General features: G+C 45.9%; 27 protein-coding genes. 21 read left to right on the top strand and 6 right to left on the bottom strand.

Annotated features, from left to right (window positions below):
- Positions 1–271: 271 nt before the first annotated feature.
- From ACHBGV_RS07685 to ACHBGV_RS07615, 15 genes are all read left to right on the top strand, one after another.
- On the top strand, positions 272–1,150 hold the full coding sequence (locus ACHBGV_RS07685; protein WP_394736047.1) for an ABC transporter ATP-binding protein: 879 nt from the start codon (positions 272–274) through the stop codon (positions 1,148–1,150).
- Positions 1,147–1,878: an ABC transporter permease gene (locus tag ACHBGV_RS07680; protein WP_394736046.1), complete on the top strand. Its 732-nt coding sequence runs from the start codon at positions 1,147–1,149 to the stop codon at positions 1,876–1,878. Before ACHBGV_RS07685 ends, ACHBGV_RS07680 begins: the two co-directional genes overlap by 4 nt.
- Before the next feature lie 8 nt (positions 1,879–1,886).
- Entirely contained in the window at positions 1,887–2,981 is a 1,095-nt protein-coding gene (locus ACHBGV_RS07675) for a sensor histidine kinase (protein ID WP_394736045.1), read from the top strand.
- Complete coding sequence (locus ACHBGV_RS07670; protein WP_394736043.1) at positions 2,978–3,577, top strand: response regulator; 600 nt, start codon at positions 2,978–2,980, stop codon at positions 3,575–3,577. The genes ACHBGV_RS07675 and ACHBGV_RS07670 overlap by 4 nt, the downstream gene beginning before the upstream one ends.
- Positions 3,578–3,694: 117 nt before the next feature.
- Positions 3,695–3,913, top strand: a complete 219-nt coding sequence (locus ACHBGV_RS07665) for a YqgQ family protein (RefSeq protein WP_394736042.1) — start codon at positions 3,695–3,697, stop codon at positions 3,911–3,913.
- The gene (locus ACHBGV_RS07660) at positions 3,913–4,299 is read left to right on the top strand and encodes a rhodanese-like domain-containing protein (protein WP_394736041.1); all 387 of its coding nucleotides are present in this window, start codon (positions 3,913–3,915) and stop codon (positions 4,297–4,299) included. The genes ACHBGV_RS07665 and ACHBGV_RS07660 overlap by 1 nt, the downstream gene beginning before the upstream one ends.
- Before the next feature lie 47 nt (positions 4,300–4,346).
- Positions 4,347–4,979 carry a hypothetical protein gene (locus tag ACHBGV_RS07655; RefSeq protein ID WP_394736040.1) on the top strand — a complete coding sequence of 211 codons (633 nt, stop codon included), beginning with the start codon at positions 4,347–4,349 and terminating at the stop codon, positions 4,977–4,979.
- A gap of 556 nt (positions 4,980–5,535) precedes the next feature.
- Positions 5,536–5,874 carry an MFS transporter gene (locus ACHBGV_RS07650; RefSeq protein WP_105110457.1) on the top strand — a complete coding sequence of 113 codons (339 nt, stop codon included), beginning with the start codon at positions 5,536–5,538 and terminating at the stop codon, positions 5,872–5,874.
- Positions 5,875–5,908: 34 nt separating this feature from the next.
- Positions 5,909–6,049 (top strand): hypothetical protein, encoded by a 141-nt coding sequence (locus tag ACHBGV_RS07645; RefSeq protein ID WP_394736038.1) that lies wholly within the window; start codon positions 5,909–5,911, stop codon positions 6,047–6,049.
- A 210-nt stretch (positions 6,050–6,259) separates the two neighbouring features.
- A complete protein-coding gene (gene rsmD, locus ACHBGV_RS07640) occupies positions 6,260–6,799 on the top strand; it encodes a 16S rRNA (guanine(966)-N(2))-methyltransferase RsmD (RefSeq protein WP_105123531.1) in 540 nt (179 codons plus the stop codon).
- Positions 6,789–7,277, top strand: coding sequence for a pantetheine-phosphate adenylyltransferase (gene coaD / locus ACHBGV_RS07635; protein ID WP_105123532.1), 489 nt, complete (start codon positions 6,789–6,791; stop codon positions 7,275–7,277). The genes rsmD and coaD overlap by 11 nt, the downstream gene beginning before the upstream one ends.
- Positions 7,264–8,301: a SepM family pheromone-processing serine protease gene (locus tag ACHBGV_RS07630; protein WP_172067205.1), complete on the top strand. Its 1,038-nt coding sequence runs from the start codon at positions 7,264–7,266 to the stop codon at positions 8,299–8,301. Before coaD ends, ACHBGV_RS07630 begins: the two co-directional genes overlap by 14 nt.
- 143 nt (positions 8,302–8,444) lie before the next feature.
- Entirely contained in the window at positions 8,445–9,116 is a 672-nt protein-coding gene (locus ACHBGV_RS07625) for a YutD family protein (protein WP_105123533.1), read from the top strand.
- A gap of 8 nt (positions 9,117–9,124) precedes the next feature.
- Positions 9,125–10,237 (top strand): 23S rRNA (adenine(2503)-C(2))-methyltransferase RlmN, encoded by a 1,113-nt coding sequence (gene rlmN, locus ACHBGV_RS07620; protein ID WP_394736037.1) that lies wholly within the window; start codon positions 9,125–9,127, stop codon positions 10,235–10,237.
- A complete protein-coding gene (locus ACHBGV_RS07615; RefSeq protein WP_105160598.1) occupies positions 10,234–10,752 on the top strand; it encodes a VanZ family protein in 519 nt (172 codons plus the stop codon). The genes rlmN and ACHBGV_RS07615 overlap by 4 nt, the downstream gene beginning before the upstream one ends.
- A gap of 228 nt (positions 10,753–10,980) precedes the next feature.
- On the opposite strand, the gene nadE is transcribed toward ACHBGV_RS07615, so the two are convergent.
- The 4 genes from nadE to ACHBGV_RS07595 are packed head-to-tail and all read right to left on the bottom strand — an operon-like array spanning position 10,981 to position 14,851.
- The gene (gene nadE / locus ACHBGV_RS07610) at positions 10,981–11,805 is read right to left on the bottom strand and encodes an ammonia-dependent NAD(+) synthetase (protein ID WP_125266077.1); all 825 of its coding nucleotides are present in this window, start codon (positions 11,803–11,805) and stop codon (positions 10,981–10,983) included.
- An 11-nt stretch (positions 11,806–11,816) separates the two neighbouring features.
- Positions 11,817–13,277 carry a nicotinate phosphoribosyltransferase gene (locus ACHBGV_RS07605; RefSeq protein ID WP_394736036.1) on the bottom strand — a complete coding sequence of 487 codons (1,461 nt, stop codon included), beginning with the start codon at positions 13,275–13,277 and terminating at the stop codon, positions 11,817–11,819.
- A 58-nt stretch (positions 13,278–13,335) separates the two neighbouring features.
- Complete coding sequence (locus ACHBGV_RS07600; protein ID WP_105110447.1) at positions 13,336–13,980, bottom strand: A24 family peptidase; 645 nt, start codon at positions 13,978–13,980, stop codon at positions 13,336–13,338.
- 52 nt (positions 13,981–14,032) lie between these two features.
- Positions 14,033–14,851 (bottom strand): cation diffusion facilitator family transporter, encoded by an 819-nt coding sequence (locus ACHBGV_RS07595; protein WP_105110446.1) that lies wholly within the window; start codon positions 14,849–14,851, stop codon positions 14,033–14,035.
- Between the two features lie 121 nt (positions 14,852–14,972).
- Between ACHBGV_RS07595 and ACHBGV_RS07590 the strand changes: the two genes are divergently transcribed.
- The 3 genes from ACHBGV_RS07590 (at position 14,973) to ACHBGV_RS07580 (ending at position 18,081) form a co-directional block, all read left to right on the top strand.
- Positions 14,973–15,491, top strand: coding sequence for a TetR/AcrR family transcriptional regulator (locus ACHBGV_RS07590; RefSeq protein WP_394736035.1), 519 nt, complete (start codon positions 14,973–14,975; stop codon positions 15,489–15,491).
- Positions 15,492–15,500: 9 nt separating this feature from the next.
- Entirely contained in the window at positions 15,501–16,043 is a 543-nt protein-coding gene (locus ACHBGV_RS07585; RefSeq protein ID WP_394736034.1) for a tRNA (mnm(5)s(2)U34)-methyltransferase, read from the top strand.
- Between the two features lie 67 nt (positions 16,044–16,110).
- A complete protein-coding gene (locus ACHBGV_RS07580) occupies positions 16,111–18,081 on the top strand; it encodes a cation:proton antiporter (RefSeq protein ID WP_394736033.1) in 1,971 nt (656 codons plus the stop codon).
- 57 nt (positions 18,082–18,138) lie between these two features.
- On the opposite strand, the gene ACHBGV_RS07575 is transcribed toward ACHBGV_RS07580, so the two are convergent.
- Complete coding sequence (locus ACHBGV_RS07575) at positions 18,139–18,921, bottom strand: ABC transporter ATP-binding protein (protein ID WP_257117523.1); 783 nt, start codon at positions 18,919–18,921, stop codon at positions 18,139–18,141.
- Positions 18,922–19,047: 126 nt separating this feature from the next.
- Between ACHBGV_RS07575 and ACHBGV_RS07570 the strand changes: the two genes are divergently transcribed.
- The 3 genes from ACHBGV_RS07570 to ACHBGV_RS07560 all read left to right on the top strand — a co-directional run bounded on the left by ACHBGV_RS07570 (position 19,048) and on the right by ACHBGV_RS07560 (position 20,992).
- On the top strand, positions 19,048–20,385 hold the full coding sequence (locus ACHBGV_RS07570; protein WP_394736032.1) for a hemolysin family protein: 1,338 nt from the start codon (positions 19,048–19,050) through the stop codon (positions 20,383–20,385).
- A 79-nt stretch (positions 20,386–20,464) separates the two neighbouring features.
- Positions 20,465–20,614, top strand: a complete 150-nt coding sequence (locus ACHBGV_RS07565; RefSeq protein ID WP_394736031.1) for a hypothetical protein — start codon at positions 20,465–20,467, stop codon at positions 20,612–20,614.
- 21 nt (positions 20,615–20,635) lie between these two features.
- Entirely contained in the window at positions 20,636–20,992 is a 357-nt protein-coding gene (locus ACHBGV_RS07560) for a dihydrofolate reductase family protein (RefSeq protein WP_394736030.1), read from the top strand.
- 138 nt (positions 20,993–21,130) lie between these two features.
- Here ACHBGV_RS07560 and rplS read toward each other — a convergent pair whose 3' ends face one another.
- Positions 21,131–21,478, bottom strand: coding sequence for a 50S ribosomal protein L19 (gene rplS, locus ACHBGV_RS07555; RefSeq protein WP_105110440.1), 348 nt, complete (start codon positions 21,476–21,478; stop codon positions 21,131–21,133).
- Positions 21,479–21,726: the final 248 nt, after the last annotated feature.

The raw sequence follows: 21,726 nt of genomic DNA, 5'->3' as shown, positions 1-21,726 counted from the left end.
GACTCTTTTTTTGCTGCATAGACGATAGCCGAATGAATTAGATTTTAGACTGGATTGTGGATGAAACTTGCAAGCAAGTCACTTATGAAGAGTGCAGCAAGTCGAAAGTGTCGATGTATCAAAGCAAAATTAGATGAAAATATTCAAAGATAAACTCAATGACAATAATATGACATTTGTCACATGAGTCAATGACAAAGGCTTCTAGTGCGGGCTTCATTTTCGAGATATACTGTCTATGTAAGATGTTCAAGAAGTAGGAGGTAGAAAGATGATAGAAGTACGAGCATTAGAAAAAATCATCAAAGGACGGACGATTTTGTCCAATATTTCCTTTGAAATCAAGTCAGGAGAATGTGTGGCTTTAATCGGTCCAAACGGGGCTGGGAAAACGACGCTTATGTCTTGTTTGTTGGGAGATAGGAAAGCGACGAAAGGCCAGGTTTTGTTGGACGGTCTGGCTCCACAGGCTCAGTCTAATAAGGAAAAGGTGGCAGTCTTACCACAAGAAAATGCTATCCCGACAGACCTGAAGGTCAAGGAATTGCTCCGCTTTTTCCAAGCCATCTACAAGGATAGTCTGACAGATGCGGAAATCGACAGCCTGCTCTGCTTTTCCCCAGAGCAAAAAAATCAACTGGCAGGTAAGCTATCGGGTGGTCAGAAGCGGCTCTTGGCTTTCGTCATCTGCCTGATTGGCAAGCCCAAGTTGCTTTTCTTGGACGAGCCGACGGCGGGCATGGATACTTCGACCCGTCAGCGTTTTTGGGAGATTGTCCATGAACTTAAGGCTCAGGGTGTGACTATTTTTTATACCAGCCACTACATCGAGGAAGTGGAGCATACGGCGGAGCGGATTTTGGTCTTGCACCAGGGGAGGTTACTAAGAGATACCACGCCATTTGCCATGCGGAGTGAGGAGCAAGAAAAAGAAGTGACTTTGCCGATTGCCTTTGCGGCGGTGGTGGAGAGCTTGGCTGAAATCAATGAGATTAGCTACAAACAGGACACGGTCAGCTTTAAGACCCGAGCCATTGAGCAGGTTTGGGCTAGCTTGCAGGAGGCAGGTTGTCGGATTTCAGACCTAGAGGTTCAGAACAAAACCCTGCTTAATAGCCTATTTGACAAGACAAGGGAGGAAGAATCATGAAAGCATTGCTGCAAGTAGAAAGCATTAAATTATCCAGAAGTTTGGGAGTTTTTCTCCTATCTATCGGCATGCCTGTCATCTTTTTCCTGATTTTCTCATCGACGATCCAGTTTGACGATGCGACCATGCAAAAGGCCTTTATCCAGTCCTATATGCTGACCATGACAGGTTTTTCCATGTCGGGATTTGCCCTCTTCACCTTTCCCATGATGCTGGCAGAGGACAGAAAAAATAGCTGGTTGACCTTTATCCAGCATTCGCCTCTGCCAATCTGGCACTATTACCTGTCCAAACTGGTTCGGGTCTTGCTCTGCTTTGTATCTTCCAATGTCATTGTCTTTGCGGTCGGTGGCTTGGTTAAGGGTGTAGAGATGACAGCTCAAGAATGGGTAATTTCGGCTCTCTTACTTTTAGTAACCTCTATCGTATTTCTAGCCCTTGGCTTGCTCTTGGTGCAAATTCAGTCGGAACAAACCATGTCGGTGGTGGCAAACTTGCTCTACTTTGTTCTGGCTATCATGGGTGGCTCTTGGATGCCTGTTTCCCTCTTTCCAGACTGGGTGCAGCGAATTTGCAAACTTATGCCCAGCTACCATGTCAACCAGCTGGTGACCACCTATGCCCAAGAGGGAGATTTTCTCTGGAAATCCTTGCTAATTGTCCTAGGCTATGCGATAATTTTCTTAGGAATTGCTCTAGTTCTGAATAGAAAATCCGAGAAGCAGTGAGGTGACAGATGATATTTGAAAAAAGAAAGGTACCACTCATGTTCTTCGTGGGCATGGTCTTTCTCTATTTTCCCTTTTATTACGCCCAGTATAGTCCTAATCCGACGGCAGTTGTCCTAGCGACCATTCTCTTTGCCCTGGTCTATTGCTCCCTCTTTTATACCGACCACAAGCTCTATTCCCTGCTGGCTTGGTTTTACCTGATTGGCTATATCGCCGTCATGAGTTTTTGGGGCAATCTGCAATTCTCCCTCTTTATCTTTAATCTGTCCACTATGCTGGGCTGGTATTATAAAGAGAATCGACCGACCTATCGGACGGTGTCCTACGGGCTTTTGTTGCTGGCTATTATCCTATGGGCTCTCTTTGGTCCAGTTCCTTTTGAGATGAGAGCCTTTGCCCTCGTCATTCACTTTTTCGGCTTGGCCTTGCTGATTTTCAGCTGGATTGAGACCAAGCGGGAAGCCCTTCAGCAACGCCTACAGGAGCAGAATGCGTCCATCAATCTCCTTCTGGCTGAGAATGAACGCAACCGTATCGGTCAGGACTTGCACGACACACTTGGTCATGTCTTTGCCATGCTATCCGTCAAGGCGGAGCTGGTACAGACTCTCTTGGACCACGACCAGATTGACCAGGCCAAGAAGGAAGCGCTAGAGCTACAGACCTTAGCCAAGGACTCCATGCAGGAGGTCCGCCAGATTGTCCAGTCCCTCAAGCAGCACACCGTGGCAGAGGAACTCCAGATTTTGCAGCAGATGTTGGACTTGGCAGGAGTGGATTTGGTCGTTTTGGGCGGAGAAATAGCAGAGCAGCTCAGCTTGCCCGTCCAGAACAAGCTGGCTATGGTGCTGAGAGAGTTGGGCAACAACCTGCTCAAGCACAGCCAGGCTAGCAAATGCCGTTTGATGTTTGAAAAAGACCAGCAAGAATTGGTTTTGCACTACGAAGACAATGGAGTGGGCTTTGCCCAGTTGACTGGTCAGGAATTGCATACCATAAAGGACAGGTTGGTAACGGTGAAAGGAAGTTTGGAATTTATCTCTCTAGCCAAGCCCACCCGCCTGTCCATCCGAATTCCGTTTGAGAAGGTGGTAGAATGAGAATCTTAGTCGCAGAAGATCAAGCAATGCTGCGGGACGCCCTCTGTCAACTCTTGGGCTTTCAAAATGCGGTTGAGGCTGTTTTACAGGCTGAAAACGGTAGTCAGGCCATTGCTCTTTTGAAAAAAGAGCCCGTAGATGTGGTGCTATTAGATATAGAAATGCCTGAGAAGACAGGGCTGGATGTCTTGGAATGGGTGCGGGGGCAAGCCTTGCCTGTCAAGGTTGTTATCATGACCACCTTCAAGCGACCGGGCTATTTCGAGCGGGCGGTCAAGGCAGATGTGGATGCCTATGTGCTCAAGGAACGCTCCATCGCAGACCTCATGCGGACCATTGAAACGGTCTTGGCGGGGCGGAAGGAATATTCACCAGAGTTGATGGACATTCTCCTAACCCAACGTAGTCCCTTAACCAACTTGGAAAGTCAACTACTCAAGCTGGTGGCAGAGGGGCTGTCCAATAAGGAAATCGCCAGCCAGCTCCACCTGTCTGATGGGACAGTCCGCAACTACATGACCTCTATCCTGTCCAAGCTAGGTGCTGAAAACCGCACCGCAGCTGTTAAGGTGGCCCAGGAAAAGGGCTATATATAGCTAGAACCTCTATTCACAGGAAAAGGCTTGCACTCGGCAGGTCTTTTTCTAGTCGAATTTTACTTTAACCTTCATTTCTCTATTGAAAATATCCCTATATTTTGCTAGAATTTTCTTATGGAACGACTTTACGATGTGCAGCAGTTGCTCAAACGTTTTGGTATCATTGTGTATATGGGAAATCGTTTGTATGATATTGAAATGATGCAGATTGAGCTCAATCGGGTCTACCAGGCTGGAGTTCTGGATAGGCTGGAATACATGGAGGCTGAGTTGGTTTTACGCCGGGAACATCGTTTGGAATTAGAGTATCAGAAGGTGAAGGAGAGTAAATAGTGGAAACATTGTGGGTATTTCTCGTATTTGTTATTATTTTAGGGTCATGGATGGGCTTTAATTATTGGAGATTGCGCCGTGCAGCCCAGGTCATTGACAATGCGGAATTTGCGCAGAAAATCCATGGTGGTCAGCTGATTGACCTGCGCGAGCCGGGCGAGTATAACCGCAAGCACATTTTGGGTGCGCGGAATATTCCCTACCAGCAGCTCAAGCAAAGTACTAATGCCCTTCGCAAGGACAAGCCTGTTTTGATCTATGAAAATGACCGTGGTCAATTGGTTACCCCAGCAGCTCTTTATTTGAAAAAGCAAGGGTTTAATGACATCTATATCTTGAGCTATGGTTTGAATGGCTGGGATGGCAAGGTGAAGACCGCAAAATAAGTAGATTTTTCATTACGAGTGTAGAATGTTAGTATGAGGAAACGAAAATGAATCGAAAAGATGAAAAATTATCCTTGGATGAAATTGGCATAATTGCAGGTATCGTGTTGATTTTATCCATTAGTTTATTGGCAATTTGGTTCAATGGCTCAACTGCAACAAAAGAGACTAGGGCTGAGCAGTCTGAAACGGTTGATACCAGTCTCTCTTCGGCTGAAAAAGCTGTGAAAAAATTGGAAAATTCTTCCAGTGAGGCTGACTTGAAAGCTGCCCAGGCTGCTGTGGATAAGTTACAGGCTACGACTGCAAAAGAGAGCCTGCAGAAGCGAATCGATACGGTTAAGCAAGCGATTGCTAAGCAGAAAGAAGCAGAAACACAGGCAAAATTAAAGGCTGAAAAGATTCGGGCAGAAGAAACCCGCAAATATGTTGAGAAGCACCAGAAAGACCAGGCGGCAGACAATCAAACCGAACCAAGCCAGGCTGAACCGGCTCCTGCACCAGAAGTAGTGATAGAACAACCAGTTGTAGAGGAATATTATGAAGTACCAGCGGTTGTAGAGGTTCCTGTGGAGTCTTCTGTAGCACCGCCGGCTGAATTAGCTCCAGAGGAAGTTGCACCTACAGCTCCTACAGCAGAGGTTTCAGCATCAGACACACTGGCCACAGAAGGTCAGTAATTGAACTTATTTTGAAAGAGGAGGTTGGGCATAAAGTCCAACCTCTAGTTCTTTGATTAACAAAATTACATTAGCGCAGGGGTTGATTGTTCAAAAGGTTCGGGGAATTGTGAAAGGTGGGAAACAGGGATTGTGAAACAATCCTCGATAGTTCGAGTTTTACGCTCCAAACTAGACCTAACGAATGGTGCGAACTCTGTTCGCTCTATTTTCAATCTTTAACTGTCTTCTACAGCTTTTTGGATGCGTCTGGGCAGAAAGTCCAGCCTCGCTTCTCAGAGTTCGTGTCAACATCTCAGCGCAGTGGTTGATTGGCAGATTTATTCGTGTTTCACACTCCAAATCTGACCTAATCAACTGTGCGGGGGTGGGAAGACGAACTCTTTTTAGACTGGTCGAATTCTTTCCCACTCCCATTATCTCCAACTTCCAAAGGTTTTGGGGACCTTTGGAGGCATGAGAAAGTAAATTCTAGATAAATTCTGAAGAGGGGAAACCCTCTTTTTTAGTTGTTTCTTCTGCTAAAATTTGCTATACTGAGAAAAAGGAGTAGGCTATGGAAGAGTTGAATATGTGGTATCTTGTCTGGCTTGGATTGGTCTTGGTGATTGCAAGTTCTGTCTTCTATGATGATAAGCGGTATAAGCCTTTCGGCTTTCGCTATTGGCTAAGTGTTGTTGGAGCCTTCTGTCTGGTTTTGGTTGCCCTAATTTCCTGCTTAATCTTTGTAACTAGCATTTCCTTGATGCTCTATCATCGATTTGGTAATGGCACCGTTTTGCTTGGAATTCTATTTTTTCTGATGACGTTTGCTTTAGTGAGCTATGCCTATTTTGCCTGTAAAAGGGTTGTTGCTCGTACACGGTTTTATCGGTCAATGACGAGGAGGGACTAGTACGAATATAATTGGTGAATTAATCGTTGAATTTTTGACGGAATTGCCAGATTTTGATCCCAAAAAGCACAAGCCTTTCGGAGGTCGCTATTGGTTGGGCTGGCTAGGGATTTTGGTGAATCTGATTATGGGAGCTTTCTTGGCCTTCTTAGTAGGTTATACACTTTTTCCATAGGTAAAGGCAATCTAGCGCTCATTCTCATTTTCAATCTCTTTCTTATTCCAACTACCTTATTTTGGTTTTGGCGGACCAGTCGCCCGTTCAAAAAAATGTGGCAGACCAGCCTTTATTATCTTGATAACAAATCTTAGCATCAGCCTTGCTGATGTTTTTTCAACTGTGTTTTAAGGAAAAGATTGGTTGTTTTGTGCTATAATAGACCCTATGAGAATTGTATCAGGAAACTATGGTGGACGGCTCCTCAGGACCTTAGATGGCAAGACAACACGACCGACTTCGGACAAGGTTCGTGGAGCCATGTTCAATATGATTGGTCCCTATTTTGAAGGTGGGCGAGTGCTGGATTTGTATGCTGGTAGCGGTGGCTTGTCCATTGAGGCAGTATCTCGGGGCATGGATGAGGCGGTCTTGGTCGAACGTGATCGCAAGGCCCAGGCCATTATCCGAGAAAATATAGTCATGACCAAGGAGGAAGGTAAGTTCCGTCTCTTGCCCACGGAGGCCCGTCAGGCCTTGACTCAACTGGAAGGAGTCTTTGACCTGGTCTTTCTGGATCCGCCCTATGCGGAGCAGGAGATTGAGGCAATGGTCATTGAACTCTGCCAGCGAAAACTTCTGTCTGAGGATGTCATGGTGGTCTGCGAGACGGATAAATCTGTCACACTTCCTGAAGAAATCGCAGAGCTGGGCATCTGGAAGGAAAAAGTCTACGGAATAAGTAAGGTAACAGTCTATGTCAGATAAAATTGGAATGTTTACAGGCTCCTTTGATCCCATTACCAAGGGACATTTGGACATTATCGAACGGGCCAGTAGCCTTTTTGACAGGCTTTATGTGGGGATTTTTTACAATCCCAATAAAAATGGTCTCTTTACTGGTCAAGAGCGGCTGGACTTATTGGAGAAGGTCTTTGCCAAAGATGAGAAGATCCAGGTCTTTCTAGCGGGTCAAGAGCTGGTGGTCGATGCAGCCCATGAACGGGGAGTGACCCATATCGTCCGCGGTTTGCGCAATGGAATTGACCTGGAATATGAGGCCAATTTTGATTATTTCAATCGCCAGTTGGCCCCAGACTTGGAGACGGTATATTTGATTTCCAAGCCGGAACACCGCAATATTTCGTCCAGCCAAATCCGTGAACTGATAGCCTACAAGCAGGATATTAGTCCTTATGTGCCCGAGCTTGTTAGTAAGGAAATAGAAAAGCATGAAAAAAAATAAAGGTCTCATTTTAATTTTATCTATCATTTTAGGAGTACTCTTGCTCTGGTTTACGGTCTTTGTTCCCCTGCCCTATTATATCGAGAGTCCTGGCGGAGCCATGGATGTGAAACAGGTCCTGACGGTTAATGAGGAGGAGGACAAGAAGGACGGTTCTTATGAGTTTACCTATGTCTCTGTCCAGCAGGCAACGGCTCTGCAGCTGCTCTTTGCCCAGTTTGATCCCTATGCGGATATTACTTCGGCTGAGGAGATGACGGGAGGAGCGGACAGCGAGGAATATTTCCGGATTGCGCAATTTTACATGGAAACTTCGCAGAATATGGCCAAATACCAAGGATTAACCCTGGCCAAAAAAGATGTTGAAATGGATTTCTTTGGGGTCTATGTGCTTGATTTGGCGGAGGATTCGACCTTTAAGGATGTTCTCAAGATTGCGGATACGGTTGTCAGTATCAATGGCAAGACCTTTGAGTCGTCACCTGATTTGATTAAGTATGTCAGCGGTTTGGAACTGGGCAGTCCTGTGACGGTGGGCTATGTGACAAACGGTCAGGAAAAATCAGCTGACGGTAAGATTATCAAGCTGGTCAATGGAAAAAATGGTATCGGGATTACCCTGGTGGACCACACAGAGGTCAAGTCCTCAGTACCTATTGACTTCCAGACGGGCAATATCGGTGGTCCTAGTGCAGGTCTCATGTTCACTTTGGCTATCTATACCCAGCTGGCTGAGCCAGATTTAAGGGATGGCCGGACCATTGCAGGAACGGGAACCATTGAGCAGGACGGTAAGGTCGGCGACATTGGCGGGGCGGACAAGAAGGTCCTATCTGCTGCCAAGGCCGGTGCCAGCATCTTCTTTGTTCCTAATAATCCTGTGGATAAGGAAATCCTAAGAGAAAATCCAGATGCCAAGACCAACTATGAGGAGGCCAAGGAGGCTGTAGAGAAAGCGGGAGTAGACATCGAGGTCGTACCTGTCAAAACAGTCCAAGATGCCATTGATTATTTGAAGAAATAGAGTTTGTGGAGTAACCTAGTTGCTCCCTTTTTCTTAAAATTGTCAGAAATTTCTTTGAAAACTGATAGGAGGAGCATTCCTGTTAAAATCATGGTATAATGGTAAGGTTAGAATGTATGAGAAACCAATAGAATGGAGGCCCAATGAAAAAAGAAATTACACCAGAAATGTATAACTACAACAAGTATCCTGGTCCTAGTTTTGCTCGGGTTGGGGACAAGGTTGTCTCTGAAAATATCGAGTTGGACTTGCTAGAAAATCACAAGGATGCCTTTGACCAGACCATTTTCGGTCAACGCTTTTCCCAGCTTATGCTCAAGTTTGACTATATTGTGGGCGACTGGGGCAATGAACAATTGCGTCTCAAGGGATTCTACAAGGATGATAAGACGGTCAAGTCTGACTTGAAAATCGGTCGCTTGGATGACTATCTGACCGAGTTTTGTAATTTTGGTTGTGCTTATTTTGTCTTGGAAAATCCAAATCCACAGGAGCTGCCTGAAGAGGTGGAGGACAGACCACGTCGTAAGCGGAGCCGGTCTCGTAACCGCAATCGCAACCAGCAGCGGACGGAGCCTATTTCCCATAAGGAACAGCAAAAGGCTCAACCGGAGAAGAAGGGGCGGGACAATCGTGCCAAGTCCAACAGGAATGACCGCAAGAAGGGGGCACGCCAGGATAAGGTGGCTGACCAGTCTCGGCATTTTACGGTCCACCATGATAAGAAAGCTGGCAAGCAGGCGCCCAAGCAGGAGCGTAGACAAGCATCGGATGCCAAAGAGACCAAGCGTAGTTTTGTCATTCGTCAGAAGTAGGGAGAAACATGAAACCATCAATTTATTCATTTAGCCAGGCCAATTTGGTGGACTGGATTTTAGAAAATGGCGAGAAGAAATTCCGCGCAACTCAGATTTGGGAGTGGCTCTACCGTTCGCGGGTCCAGTCCTTTGAAGAGATGACCAATTTGCCCAAATCTTTGATTGAAAAACTGGAGGAGAACTTTGTTGTCAATCCTTTGAAACAGCGGATTGTGCAGGAGTCAAAAGACGGTACGATTAAATACCTGTTCGAGTTGCCAGACGGCATGCTGATTGAGACGGTGCTCATGCGTCAGCACTACGGTTTGTCTGTCTGTGTGACGACCCAGGTCGGCTGTAATATCGGATGTACCTTCTGTGCCTCTGGTCTCATACCCAAGCAACGGGACTTGACCAGTGGTGAAATTGTGGCTCAAATCATGCTGGTGCAGAAATATTTGGACGAACGTGGACAGAGTGAACGTGTCAGCCACATCGTTGTCATGGGGATTGGTGAACCGCTGGATAATTACGATAACGTCATGACCTTCTTGCGGGTTGTCAATGATGACAAGGGGCTGGCTATCGGTGCCCGTCACATTACTGTGTCGACGTCTGGCTTGGCACCAAAAATCAAGGATTTTGCCCGCGAAGGCGTTCAGGTCAATCTGGCCGTGTCCCTTCACGCGCCAAATAATGACCTACGTTCCAGCATCATGCGCATCAACCGTAAGTACCCTATTGAGGTTTTGTTTGAGGCGATTGAGGATTATATCCAAACGACCAATCGTCGCGTGACCTTCGAGTACATCATGCTCAATGAAGTGAATGACAGTTTGGAACAGGCTCAGGAATTGGCAGACTTGACCAAGAATATCCGCAAATTGTCCTATATCAACCTGATTCCTTACAATCCGGTATCTGAGCATGACCAGTACAGCCGGTCGACCCGTGAGCGGACCCTTGTCTTCTTTGATCTGCTTAAGAAAAATGGGGTCAATTGTGTCGTTCGTCAAGAGCATGGTACGGATATTGATGCCGCTTGCGGTCAGCTGCGTTCCAATACGCTCAAGAAAGACCGTGAAAAGGCGCGTGCCCGCATCGCTGCAGCCAAGGCCAAGGCAGGTATTCAGGCATGAGAAGATTATTCCTCAGTGACGGCAATTTGACTGGTCTTGGAAGAAAGATATACAAAATCTTAGCTGGAGCCTATGCTCTGGCTATTGTTTTCATGTGTTTCCTCCCGCAGTCCTGGTATCCCCAGTACAAGGATTTTTCCACTCCGGGCATCATCCAGGTCGGGCGCCTATACTTTCTGCCGGTTCCCTTTAACAGCATCGTCAACGGTGACAAGGTCGACAGTCTGGCGGATTTGGGCTGGATTTTCCTGCAAAATGCCACCAATATTTTCCTGCTCTTTCCTCTCGTTTTGGCTCTTGTTTTTCTTTTTGAAAAATGGCGGAGCCTTCGAGCAGCTGCCCTCTATAGTTTTTGTATCAGCTTCTTCATTGAGTGCACCCAACTTTTGTTGGATCTTCTGATTGATGCCGGCCGTGTCTTTGAAATTGATGACCTCTGGACCAATACGCTGGGTGGGGTGTTGGCTTACCTGTTCTATCGGTTCTGGTACCGTATCTATAAGCAGAAGAAATAAAATGAATGATTATTCGGATTTTTCAGAAAATTCCGCAAAAACCATTGACTGCTTTCATATAATCTTGTAAAATATGTATAATTAATCAAATGACTTACGGGATTTGGTTAGTGGATGAAATAATGATGGGATTCCTTGAATATTCGTGCATGTTTATTCGTCTTGTTTCATAGAAAAACCTCACTGTTTAGCTGTTACAGTGAGGTTTTTTTCTGTGTTTCAAGTGATTTATTTCCAAAAATCGTCAAATACCGTAATCGGTAGGTGGCGTTTGTGTTCTGTTTTTTTCCACCAGCCTTCGATGATTTCTTGGGCCTGGGCGTCGATGGTTTTTCCCTCTAGATAATCATCAATCTGATCATAGGTCACGCCGAGGGCTACTTCATCTGCCAGACCAGGCTTGTTTTCCTCCAAATCAGCCGTAGGAATTTTATCATAGAGCTTGCGGTCCGAACCGAGAGCAGCCAAGAGCTGCTTGCCTTGACGCTTGTTGAGGCGGAAGAGTGGGAGAATGTCTGCACCGCCATCGCCATGCTTGGTGAAAAAGCCTGTAATATTTTCTGCGGCATGGTCGGTTCCGATAACGGCACCCTTGCGTTCGCCAGCGACAGCGTATTGGGCAATCATCCGCATGCGGGCCTTGGCATTTCCCTTGTTAAAATCAGACATTGGCAGGCCGGTCGCTTTGACGGCCTCCGCCATAGCATCTGTCGCATCCTTGATATTGATGGTCAGGCTGACATCTGGCTGAATGAAAGCAAGAGCGGCTTGGGCGTCGGATTCATCAGCCTGAACGCCGTAAGGCAGACGAATCGCAATGAATTGGTAGTCCTCATCTCCTGTCTCAGCCCGCATTTCTTCCATGGTTAATTGGGCCAGACGACCAGCAAGGGTGGAATCTTGACCGCCAGAAATGCCCAGAACATAGGTTTTTAGAAAGGGATTTTTTTTCAGGTAATCCTTGAGAAATTGGATAGATGTGCGAATTTCTTCTTGTGGATCAATTTTGGGCTTGACGCCCAGCTGTTGGATAATCGTTTTTTGTAAGGTCATAGGAGCCTCTCTTAGATAGATTTTGCTTGACTTTGCTTGCGAATGCGGTGGATGAGGTCCATCTTGTTATCCCAGACATCTTGGGCAAGGTCAACAGGGTAGAGCTGTGGATTGAGTACGCGCTTGTATTCGTCCCAGAGTTGGTCAATTTCTTGGTTGGCATAGGATTGAATATCCGCCAAACTCGGTAATTCATAGACCTGCTTTCCTTCTTCAAAAATAGGAACCAAGAGCGGACGAGCCTCAAAATTCTCAATCGTCTTTTTGATATAGGTGTAGGTCGGGTGGAACATGTAGATGCTGTCCATCTTGGTCACATCTGTGTCGGCAAAAGTAATATAATCGCCTTCGGACTTGCCTTTTTCCTTAGAAGTAATGCGCCAAACCTGTTTTTTACCCGGGGTAGATACTTTTTCTGCGTTGGACGATAGTTTGATTGTGTCACGCATGACTCCATTTTCCTCTTCGATGGAAACAATCTTGTAGACAGCACCGAGAGCTGGTTGGTCGTAGGCTGTAATCAATTTTGTTCCGACACCCCAGACATCAATTTTAGCCTTCTGCATCTTGAGGTTGAGGATGGTATTTTCATCCAAGTCGTTAGAAGCGTAAATCTTGGCTTCAGTAAAACCAGCGTCGTCCAGCTGTTGACGGACTTTTTTAGAAATGTAGGCCATGTCACCAGAGTCAATACGAACACCTTTGAAATTGATTTTGTCGCCCATTTCCTTGGCGACACGGATAGCGGCTGGCACACCAATACGGAGGGTATCGTAGGTATCGACCAAGAAAACGCAGTCCTTATGAGTCTCTGCATAGGCCTTGAAGGCTTGATAATCGTCGCCATAGGTTTGAACCAAGGCATGAGCATGGGTACCAGCTACAGGAATGCCAAATATTTTGCCGGCTCGGACGTTGGAAGTGGCTGAAGCACCACCGATAAAGGCTGCGCGTGTTCCCCAGATGGCTGCATCCATTTCTTGGGCCCGGCGTGTCCCAAATTCCATCAAGGGTTCGTCCTCGATAACGGCTTTAATGCGACGGGCCTTGGTCGCAATCAAGGTCTGGTAGTTGACGATATTCAAAATAGCCGTTTCAACCAATTGGCACTGAGCCAGCGGTCCCTCAACCTGCATAATCGGTTCATTGGCGTATACCAAATCCCCTTCCTTGGCTGAACGAAGGCTCAACTTCATCTCTAAATTGGCTAAATAATCCAGAAAATCCTCTGGATAGCCCAATTCGGTCAAGTAGTCAATATCTGTCTGGCTAAAGGTCAGGTTGTTAAGATAGTGGACAACCCGCTCTAGCCCTGCAAAGACTGCGTAGCCATTTTCAAAGGGTTGCTTACGGAAATACACTTCAAAAACCGCCCTTTTATTGTGAATGTTTTGCTTGAAGTAGACCTGCATCATATTGATTTGATAGAGGTCGGTGTGCATGGTCAGGCTGTCGTCTGTATATAGAGTCATGGTATTCTCCTTTGCTAACAATAATATCATTATAACAAAAAAATCGGGAAAACCCGATTTAAAGAACAATAGTCACCAAAATACTGGCCAAAAAGAGGAAGGGGACATAGGGCAGGGACCGAGATTTAAAGATGTAGAAGATAGCCAGACCCAGGAGGGAGCTGATTTGGACAATCCAGAGAATTTCGGTAAAGCCAAAAAGCAGGGATAGGCTGGCTAGATAGAGGAAGTCGCCTGAGCCGATAGACTTGGACATTTTTTCTGTCACAAAGGCTAGGACCAAAAAGCCACAGAAGAGCCAATTGAGTTGAGATAAGATTAGGGCTACAAGGGTAAAGACCAACCAGACCATGAAGGGATATTCCTGGTGTTTGATGTCATAAATAGTCAAGACCAGGCCGCCAAGGACCAGCACCATTTCCATAAGGGAAAGGACTTGAAAATGGCAGAGCAGGACCAAGAGACCAGACAAGACTTCCAGTCCCAGATACCAATAAGGGATTTTGGCTCTGCAGTAGCGGCATTTGGATTTGGTCAGGACTTGGGAAACAATGGGAATCAAATCCCAGGCCTTGAGCCTACGCTTGCAGGCATTGCAGTGGCTGGCAGGTGCAACGATAGATTGCTCGGGAAACCGGTCGATGACCAGACCGAGGAAGGAACCGATAGAGGCTCCAAGGAAAAATAAGATAATTGCTTTCATACCTATTAGTTCGCAAATGGGAGAGGAAAATGAGATATTTTTTAAAATTTTTTTACAAAATTTCGATGGTACTCTGGATAATGCCAAAGGAATGGAGAGAATTCCGTATTTTTGCTTTGGTCTTGTCTGCTACAGCAGGATTTGTCAGTTTGACCGTCACAGTCGCACAATGGTCATATCCATCCATGGTCCAGACATTTAGCTGAGTGATTTCGTGAACATTTTCAAGAGCCAGGAGGACTCCTTTAACTTCTTCAAGATTTACTCCTTGCGGACTGGTTTCAAGTAAAATCTTAACATTGTTCCAAGCTTTTGGCAGGGCTTTGGAGAGGATGAAGATAGCAATACCGAGTGAGAGTAATGGGTCTAGAAAGTACCAATCAGTGAATTGAAGAATGATGGAAACAAGGATGACCGCCAGCCATCCCAATATATCCTCTAAAAAGTGTAAGCTGAGAATGGATTCATTATGGCTATGGCCATTTTTTACAATACGAGAAGCAAAGAAATTGATGATGACAGCGATAATCCCAAGTATCAGCATCCCATCCTGATTGACAGGCTGGGGATGGAAAAGATTGGGAATGTTTTCTACAAGGATCAAGCTGGAGCCGATAATCAGAATGCTGGAAGTCAAGAGAGCAGCCAAAATATTCCATCTCTTGTAGCCAAAAGGATAGAACTTGTCAGCAGGTTTATTGGCATAGGTTTGCATGATGGCAGAGCTTCCGATGGCGAGGGCGTCACCCAAATCATGAACAGCATCTGCTAAGATGGCGCTGGAACCAAAGAGCCAGCCAAAGATAAACTCGATGATAGAAAAGCTGAGATTGAGGAGAAAAGCGATAAATGTATTTTTAGAAGATGACATGAGATTCCCTTTCTGTGTTATACTGTTTATAGGTTTATTATGTACTGTAATGAGCCGAAAAACTAGAAACAAGAGAAACGGTTTGTCTTTTTCTGAACAAATTGTTTGAAATGTACGAAAAATGGATAGACGAATTGCAAAAACAAAAAGAGCTATTTTTCAGGCTTTTTTGACCTTATTAAATGATAAAGGTTATGATGACATGCGCGTGCAGGATGTTATTGACCTGGCAGATGTGGGGCGTTCCACTTTCTATGCCCACTATGCCAGTAAAGAGGCTCTTTTGGAAGAACTTTGTCATGACCTCTTTCACCACTTATTTACAGGTCGTGAAGATGCGGATGTGGAGACTTTGTTGGCTCATATTTTCAAACACTTTCGAACCAATCAAGACCGAGTTGCCAGCCTTTTATTGTCCCGCAATGCCTATTTTCTAAGAGAACTGGAAGCGGAGCTGAAACACGACATTTTTCCAAAAGTGGTTGAAGACTACATGCAGGGCAAGGGGAATCTTCCAGAGGATTTGCTGGTACATTTTGTTGTGACCACTTTTGTGGAGACGGTCAGCTGGTGGTTGCAGCAACGCAAAAAGGTGGACGAAGCCACCTTGACCGAATATTATGTAAGATTATTAGCTTAAGGAGTGAAAATGCTTAGACCTTTACACATGGCTCATGCCTTTTTAGATGAGATTTTGACAGACCAGGACCTAGCGGTCGATGCGACTATGGGAAATGGCCATGACACCCTATTTTTGGCCCAGCGAGCAGGCAAGGTAGTGGCTTTTGATATACAGGAGCAAGCCCTGAGCGCAACGGCTGAGAAGCTAGAAAAAGCTGGCTTGACCAACGCCCAATTGGTCTTGACTGGCCATGAAAACCTGGACCAGTATGTAGATGAGTGTAAGGCAGCCATTTTTAATCTAGGCTATTTACCGTCAGCGGATAAATCGGTCATCACCCTACCTGATACGACCTTGGAGGCCATTCAAAAAGTCCTGGACCGCCTGGTGGTAGGTGGCCGTCTGGCCATCATGATTTACTATGGTCATGAGGGTGGAAGTAGAGAAAAGGATGCTGTGCTGGACTTTGTGAAAGGATTGGACCAGACTGTCTTTACAGCCATGCTCTACCAGCCCCTCAATCAGGTCAATACACCGCCATTTTTGGTCATGGTAGAACGGATGAAGTAGTTTAGTGCTATCCTACTGAGAAAGCGGAGGTGATTTTATCAGTCATACATTTATCTTGATACTCTTATTGATTCTATTGATTGTGTCCAATACCCTTTATAGGCTCAATCCAAAACTGCCCCTGCCCTTTGTCCAGCTGCTCTTAGGGGTCCTGGTCGGTGCCTTGTTTGGTGACGAGACTGTGGGGATTGACGCCGGGCTTTTCCTGGCCCTGGTCATTGCTCCCCTCAACTTCCGTGAGGGACAGGAGACTGATATTGAGAGTTTGAAGAGGCATAAGTCCACTATTGCTTACTTGATTTTTCCTCTGGTCTTTTTGACCACTCTGGCTATTGGTGGCTTGGCAGGTTATCTTCTCCCAGTGGAAATTCCCCTGCCACTTAGCTTTGCCCTGGGAGCTGCCTTAGCTCCGACGGATGCTGTGGCCTTTCTGGCCTTGTCCAAACGCTTTAAGTTTCCTAGGAAGTTAGAAGAAATCCTGACCCTGGAAGGCTTGCTCAACGACGCGAGTGGCCTGGTTGCCTTCCAATTTGCCATCCTGGCCTTGACGACCGGGACCTTTTCCCTCCTGCAGGTCAGTGGGCAATTGGTCTGGGTTTTGCTTGCTGGTGCCCTTGTTGGCTTACTCTTTGTATTCTTGCACCGAGCGGCCGTTTCTATTCTGGAAAAATTAGATGCGGCTGATGTTGCTGGGGTCCTCTTGCTGGAAATTTCCTTGCCTCTCTTGGCCTATCTAGTAGCTAGTTATCTAGGCGGGTCAGGCATTATCGCCGTCGTGATTGCTGGTCTTTTCCAGTCCAAGCAATTGAAGAAAATGTCCCTCTTTGATGCGCGTGTCAACCGAGTGACGTTTATTATCTGGGAGACTCTGAGCTTTATTCTCAATGGCTTTGTCTTTATCGTTTTTGGTTATGAATTTACCCGGATTGTCCAGCCGGCCTTGAAGAATCCCTTCATCAGTAATGCTTGGCTGATGACGACGGTCTTGGTCTTGACTGCCAGTCTCTTTCTGGTTCGCTTTGTGGGTATTTTCCTGTTGAAATTAGTCAAGAAATCTGGCGATTACCAACTAAAGAACCTGCTTATCTTGACCTTTTCTGGAATGAAGGGCTCGGTTTCCATAGCAACCATTCTCCTGCTGCCAGAAGTAGATCAGACAACCTACAGTCTCATCCTCTTTACGGTCGGCATGGTTACCCTCTTTAGTTTCCTGACCGGTCTCCTTGTCCTGCCCCTTTTAGCAGAACCTCGAACAGAGGCGACCATCCCAGAAGGTCCCGCACGCTTGGCGATTTTGAAGGAAGTGATTGATCTCTTGGAAATGGATGTGGAGCATGCCAACAATCCTAGTACTATCTATGCAGTTATCGGTCAATACTATAAGCGGATGGAAAATCTGCAACGCCAGCTCATTCCTGTGGAGCGACGACGTGAAGTTGCCAAATTACGCTTGAAAATCCTAGAAATTGAACGAGCTGGTCTTGAAAAACGGTTTGAAGAGGGCCTGTTGGATATGTCTTCCTACCGGATTTACCAATCCTATCTCAGCGAAATGGAGCAGGACATCAACCGAGACTTGGTAGCTACCTGGACCTATCTATTTATGATTGGTCGCCGGGTCCTGGCCAAGTGGTACCATGAATGGGTGGAATTGGTGAAAAACAAGGGACGACGGATGAAAGCTGACAATCAACATGGTCATCCAGACCTGTCAGATTTGTTTATTGCAAATACGGTTGATATCATTGCCTTCCTCAATAGTTGCCAGTCAAACTATCCCAAGGACTATCTGACTATTCTCAAGCGCTACCGGGTCTACCAGTCCCAGCTTGTCTTGGCTGGGGTTCGAGTAGAAGACCTGATTGGTCGTCTCAAGCCGGATAATTTGGAGGATTTGCTGCGAGGATTTTACCTGGAAAGGAAGATTGTGGCCGAATACGAGGCAGACCAGCTCATTTCCAATCAGGTTGCCAAGGACCTTCGCCGCAATATCAACCAGCTGGAAAGCTACAGTTTACGGGAATTTGATTCGTTTTAATAGTGGGCTCGTAAGCTAATTCAAATAAACAGCAAAAAACCAGGTTTTCCTGGTTTTTTAGTCTAATATTGGCTTGATAAAAATCCGTTCCTCCCCGAGTTCAATCAGTTCGACCTGATTGCCATAGAAGTCACCCAAAAGTTCAGGCGTCAGGATTTTCTCCTTTGGTCCTTGGGTCAAAACCTTGCCTTCCTTGAGCAGGAGGACATGGCTGAAGTTGCTGGTGATTTCCTCCGCATGGTGGGTCACAAAGATGATAGCAGGCGCCGTCGGTAGCTGACAGATATGGTCGATATGCTGGAGTAGGCGCTCACGAGCCAAGAGGTCCAGACCAACCGTTGCCTCGTCCAAAATCAAAATTGCTGGATTTTCCATAAGACTGCGGGCAATCAGCAGCAGCTGACGCTCCCCCTGCGACAGACTAGCATAGGTCCGCCCAATCAAATGCCCCGCACGAATTTCCCGCAACATGGCTGTGGCCTCATCGATTTCTGCCTGACCGTATTCCTTGTAAAGAATGGAGGACTTATACTTTCCTGTCAGGACAATCTGCTCTGCCGTCAGGTCGATAGGAAAACGTTCGGCTAGAAAGGAGCCAACCACACCGATTTTTGTACGGAGGCTGGGGATGTCTCCTCTACCAAATTCAACTCCGAGAACAGTCAGGTCCCCAGACGATTTCCAAAATTCTGCCATGAGAATGCGTAGCAGTGTAGATTTTCCAGCCCCGTTGAGACCCAGGATGGCCCAGCGCTCGCCTTCCTTGAATTCCCAGTTGATGTCCTCTAGTAAGTTTTTACCCTGTCTGCGGTAGCTGACATTTTTCATTGAAATAATCATAACCCTTCTCCTCATCTTTTTGACTATTTTACCACAGAATGAAAGGTTCAGCACATTTCTAGCAAATTTTAGAAATTGTGGTATAATAGGAATGCTATAACTTTTATTTTAGGAGACATTCATATCATGGAAGACCCCGGTAGTCAGACCATTTACATTCAATTACTTGTTTTGCTCTTGTTGACCCTGCTCAACGCCTTTTTCTCGGCTTCAGAGATGGCCTTGGTGTCGCTCAACCGCTCTCGTGTGGAGCAGAAGGCAGCCGAGGGAGAGAAGAAGTACATTCGCCTGGTTTCCGTCTTGGAAAATCCAAATAACTTCTTATCGACCATACAAGTCGGTATCACCTTTATCTCCATTCTTTCGGGTGCAAGTTTGGCTAGTGATTTAGGTGCGATTTTGGCCCAGTGGCTGGGCGATTCGGCTACAGCTCAGACAGCTGGCTATTGGTTGGCTCTGGCACTTTTGACCTTTATTTCCATTGTCCTTGGTGAGCTTTATCCCAAGCGGATTGCCATGAATATGAAGGAAAATCTAGCAGTTGTAACGGCTCCTGTCATTATTTTTCTTGGCAAGATTGTCAGCCCCTTTGTCTGGCTGCTTTCAGCTGCGACCAACCTGATTAGTCGTATCACGCCTATGAATTTTGATGATGCGGATGACCAGATGACCCGTGACGAGATTGAGTACATCTTGACTAAGAGCGAGCAGACCTTGGATGCGGAAGAAATCGAGATGCTGCAGGGGATTTTCAATCTGGACGAGCTCATGGCCCGTGAGGTTATGGTTCCTCGTACCGATGCTTTCATGGTGGATATTGATGATGAAATTGACGCCATTATGGCTGAAATTCTCAAGCAAAACTTTTCTCGTATCCCAGTCTACGAAGGCGATAAGGACAATGTGATTGGCCTGATTCATACAAAGAAAATCTTGGCGGAAGGCTTTACCAACGGCTTTGATAATCTCAAGATTCGCCGCATCATGCAAGAACCTCTCTTCGTACCGGAGACAATTTTTGTGGATGATTTGCTCAAGGCCCTTCGCAATACCCAAAACCAAATGGCTATTTTGCTGGACGAATACGGTGGCGTTGCTGGTCTTGCTACCTTGGAAGACCTTCTGGAAGAAATTGTCGGTGAAATCGATGATGAGACCGATAAGACAGAAGTCTTTGTCCGTGAAATTGCAGACAATACCTTTATCGTTCAGGGGAATATGACCCTCAACGACTTCAATGAACATTTTGATATGGAGTTGGAGAGCGATGATGTGGATACCATTGCCGGCTATTATCTGACAGGTGTGGGTACCATTCCAAGCCAGGAGGAAAAAGTTTCCTTTGAGGTGGACAGCAAGGGCCACCACCTGGTTCTCAGCAATGATAAGGTGAAAAATGGTCGTGTGACCAAGCTGAAGATTCTTATCATACCGATTGAAGAAGATTCAAACGAGAAGGATTAGGAAACTAGTCCTTCTTTTTTTGCATTTATATCGGAGATAGGCTAGACTAATAGCTTATTAAGAAAAGTGGAGAAGTGTTGTGAGAAATTTGGTTGTATTTTTGCATTCATCAGTAGACGGCATGGCTGAGGGACCAAATGGTGCCATGGATATTGGCTTTGTAACTTACAATGAAGAATTGGAGGCGATAGCCAATCGGGTCCTATCTACTGTCGATACAATCCTGTAGGGACGCAAGACCTATGAGATCATGTATGGCTACTGGCCGACTATGCTGGACAATCCTGATGCTAGTGACCATGAGAGAAACCATGGTGCCTGGATTGAGAAGGTTGAAAAGTTGGTCTGCTGGACCAGCCTAGAGAAAGTGGGTTGGAACAATACGACCTTGCTTAAAGGTGATATTGTTGGACAGTTGAAGCAGCTAAAAATGCAAGAAGGTGGAGATATTCTGGTCTTGGATAGCTCACGCCTGGCTAAATTTCTCATGGAAGAAGGCCTAGTAGGTGTATTGAAATTAAGCATTTCTCCTGTATCTGTCGGTGGGGATTCCGTCTCTTGGAGCGAATTGCAGCAGAATTTCAGCTTCAAGAGAGCCAGGTTCTGAAGTCTGGGGTGCTGGCTGTAACTTATGAGATAAAATAAAAATCCTGGATATAGGATTTTAAATAATATTTGGTAAAAAGAAGAGGCATCCCGATTGGAATGCCTTTTTCTGCCGATTAAGCTAGCCTCTGGGACTATCTTAACGACGGATTTCTTTGATACGAGCTGCTTTACCTTGAAGAGCACGCAAGTAGTACAATTTAGCACGACGTACTTTACCGTAACGAACAACTTCAATCTTGTCAACACGTGGAGTGTGGATTGGGAATGTACGTTCAACACCTACACCACCAGAGATTTTACGTACAGTGTACATTTCTGAGATGCCTTGACCTTTACGAGCGATTACAACACCCTCGAAGATCTGGATACGTTCGCGGTTACCTTCGACAACCTTCGCGTGAACACGCACAGTGTCACCAGGACGGAAAGAAGGGATATCAGTACGAAGTTGACCTTCTGTCAAACTTTGGATCAATGGATTCATTTTTTTCTCCTATCTTTGTCAATCATAGGTGCTTTTAAACCCAGCGGATAAACTGTATTTTTGTGCGTCCATTACACACAAAGAATATTTTACCTTATTTTGATAGATTTGTAAAGTAAATATGCTGGATTTTAGAAAAAAGTGAAAGAAGGATGGGCTCGGTTTTGGGACCGAAAGTTCTATAATGAAGTTAGCCACCCCAACCTAGCCAAAAAACAGCTGTTTCAACTGGTTCAGCTGTCTGTTCT

Source organism: Streptococcus sp. A34, from assembly GCF_043674115.1.
GTDB lineage: Bacteria > Bacillota > Bacilli > Lactobacillales > Streptococcaceae > Streptococcus > Streptococcus suis_V.
This window is presented reverse-complemented; position numbering and strand designations above follow the sequence as displayed.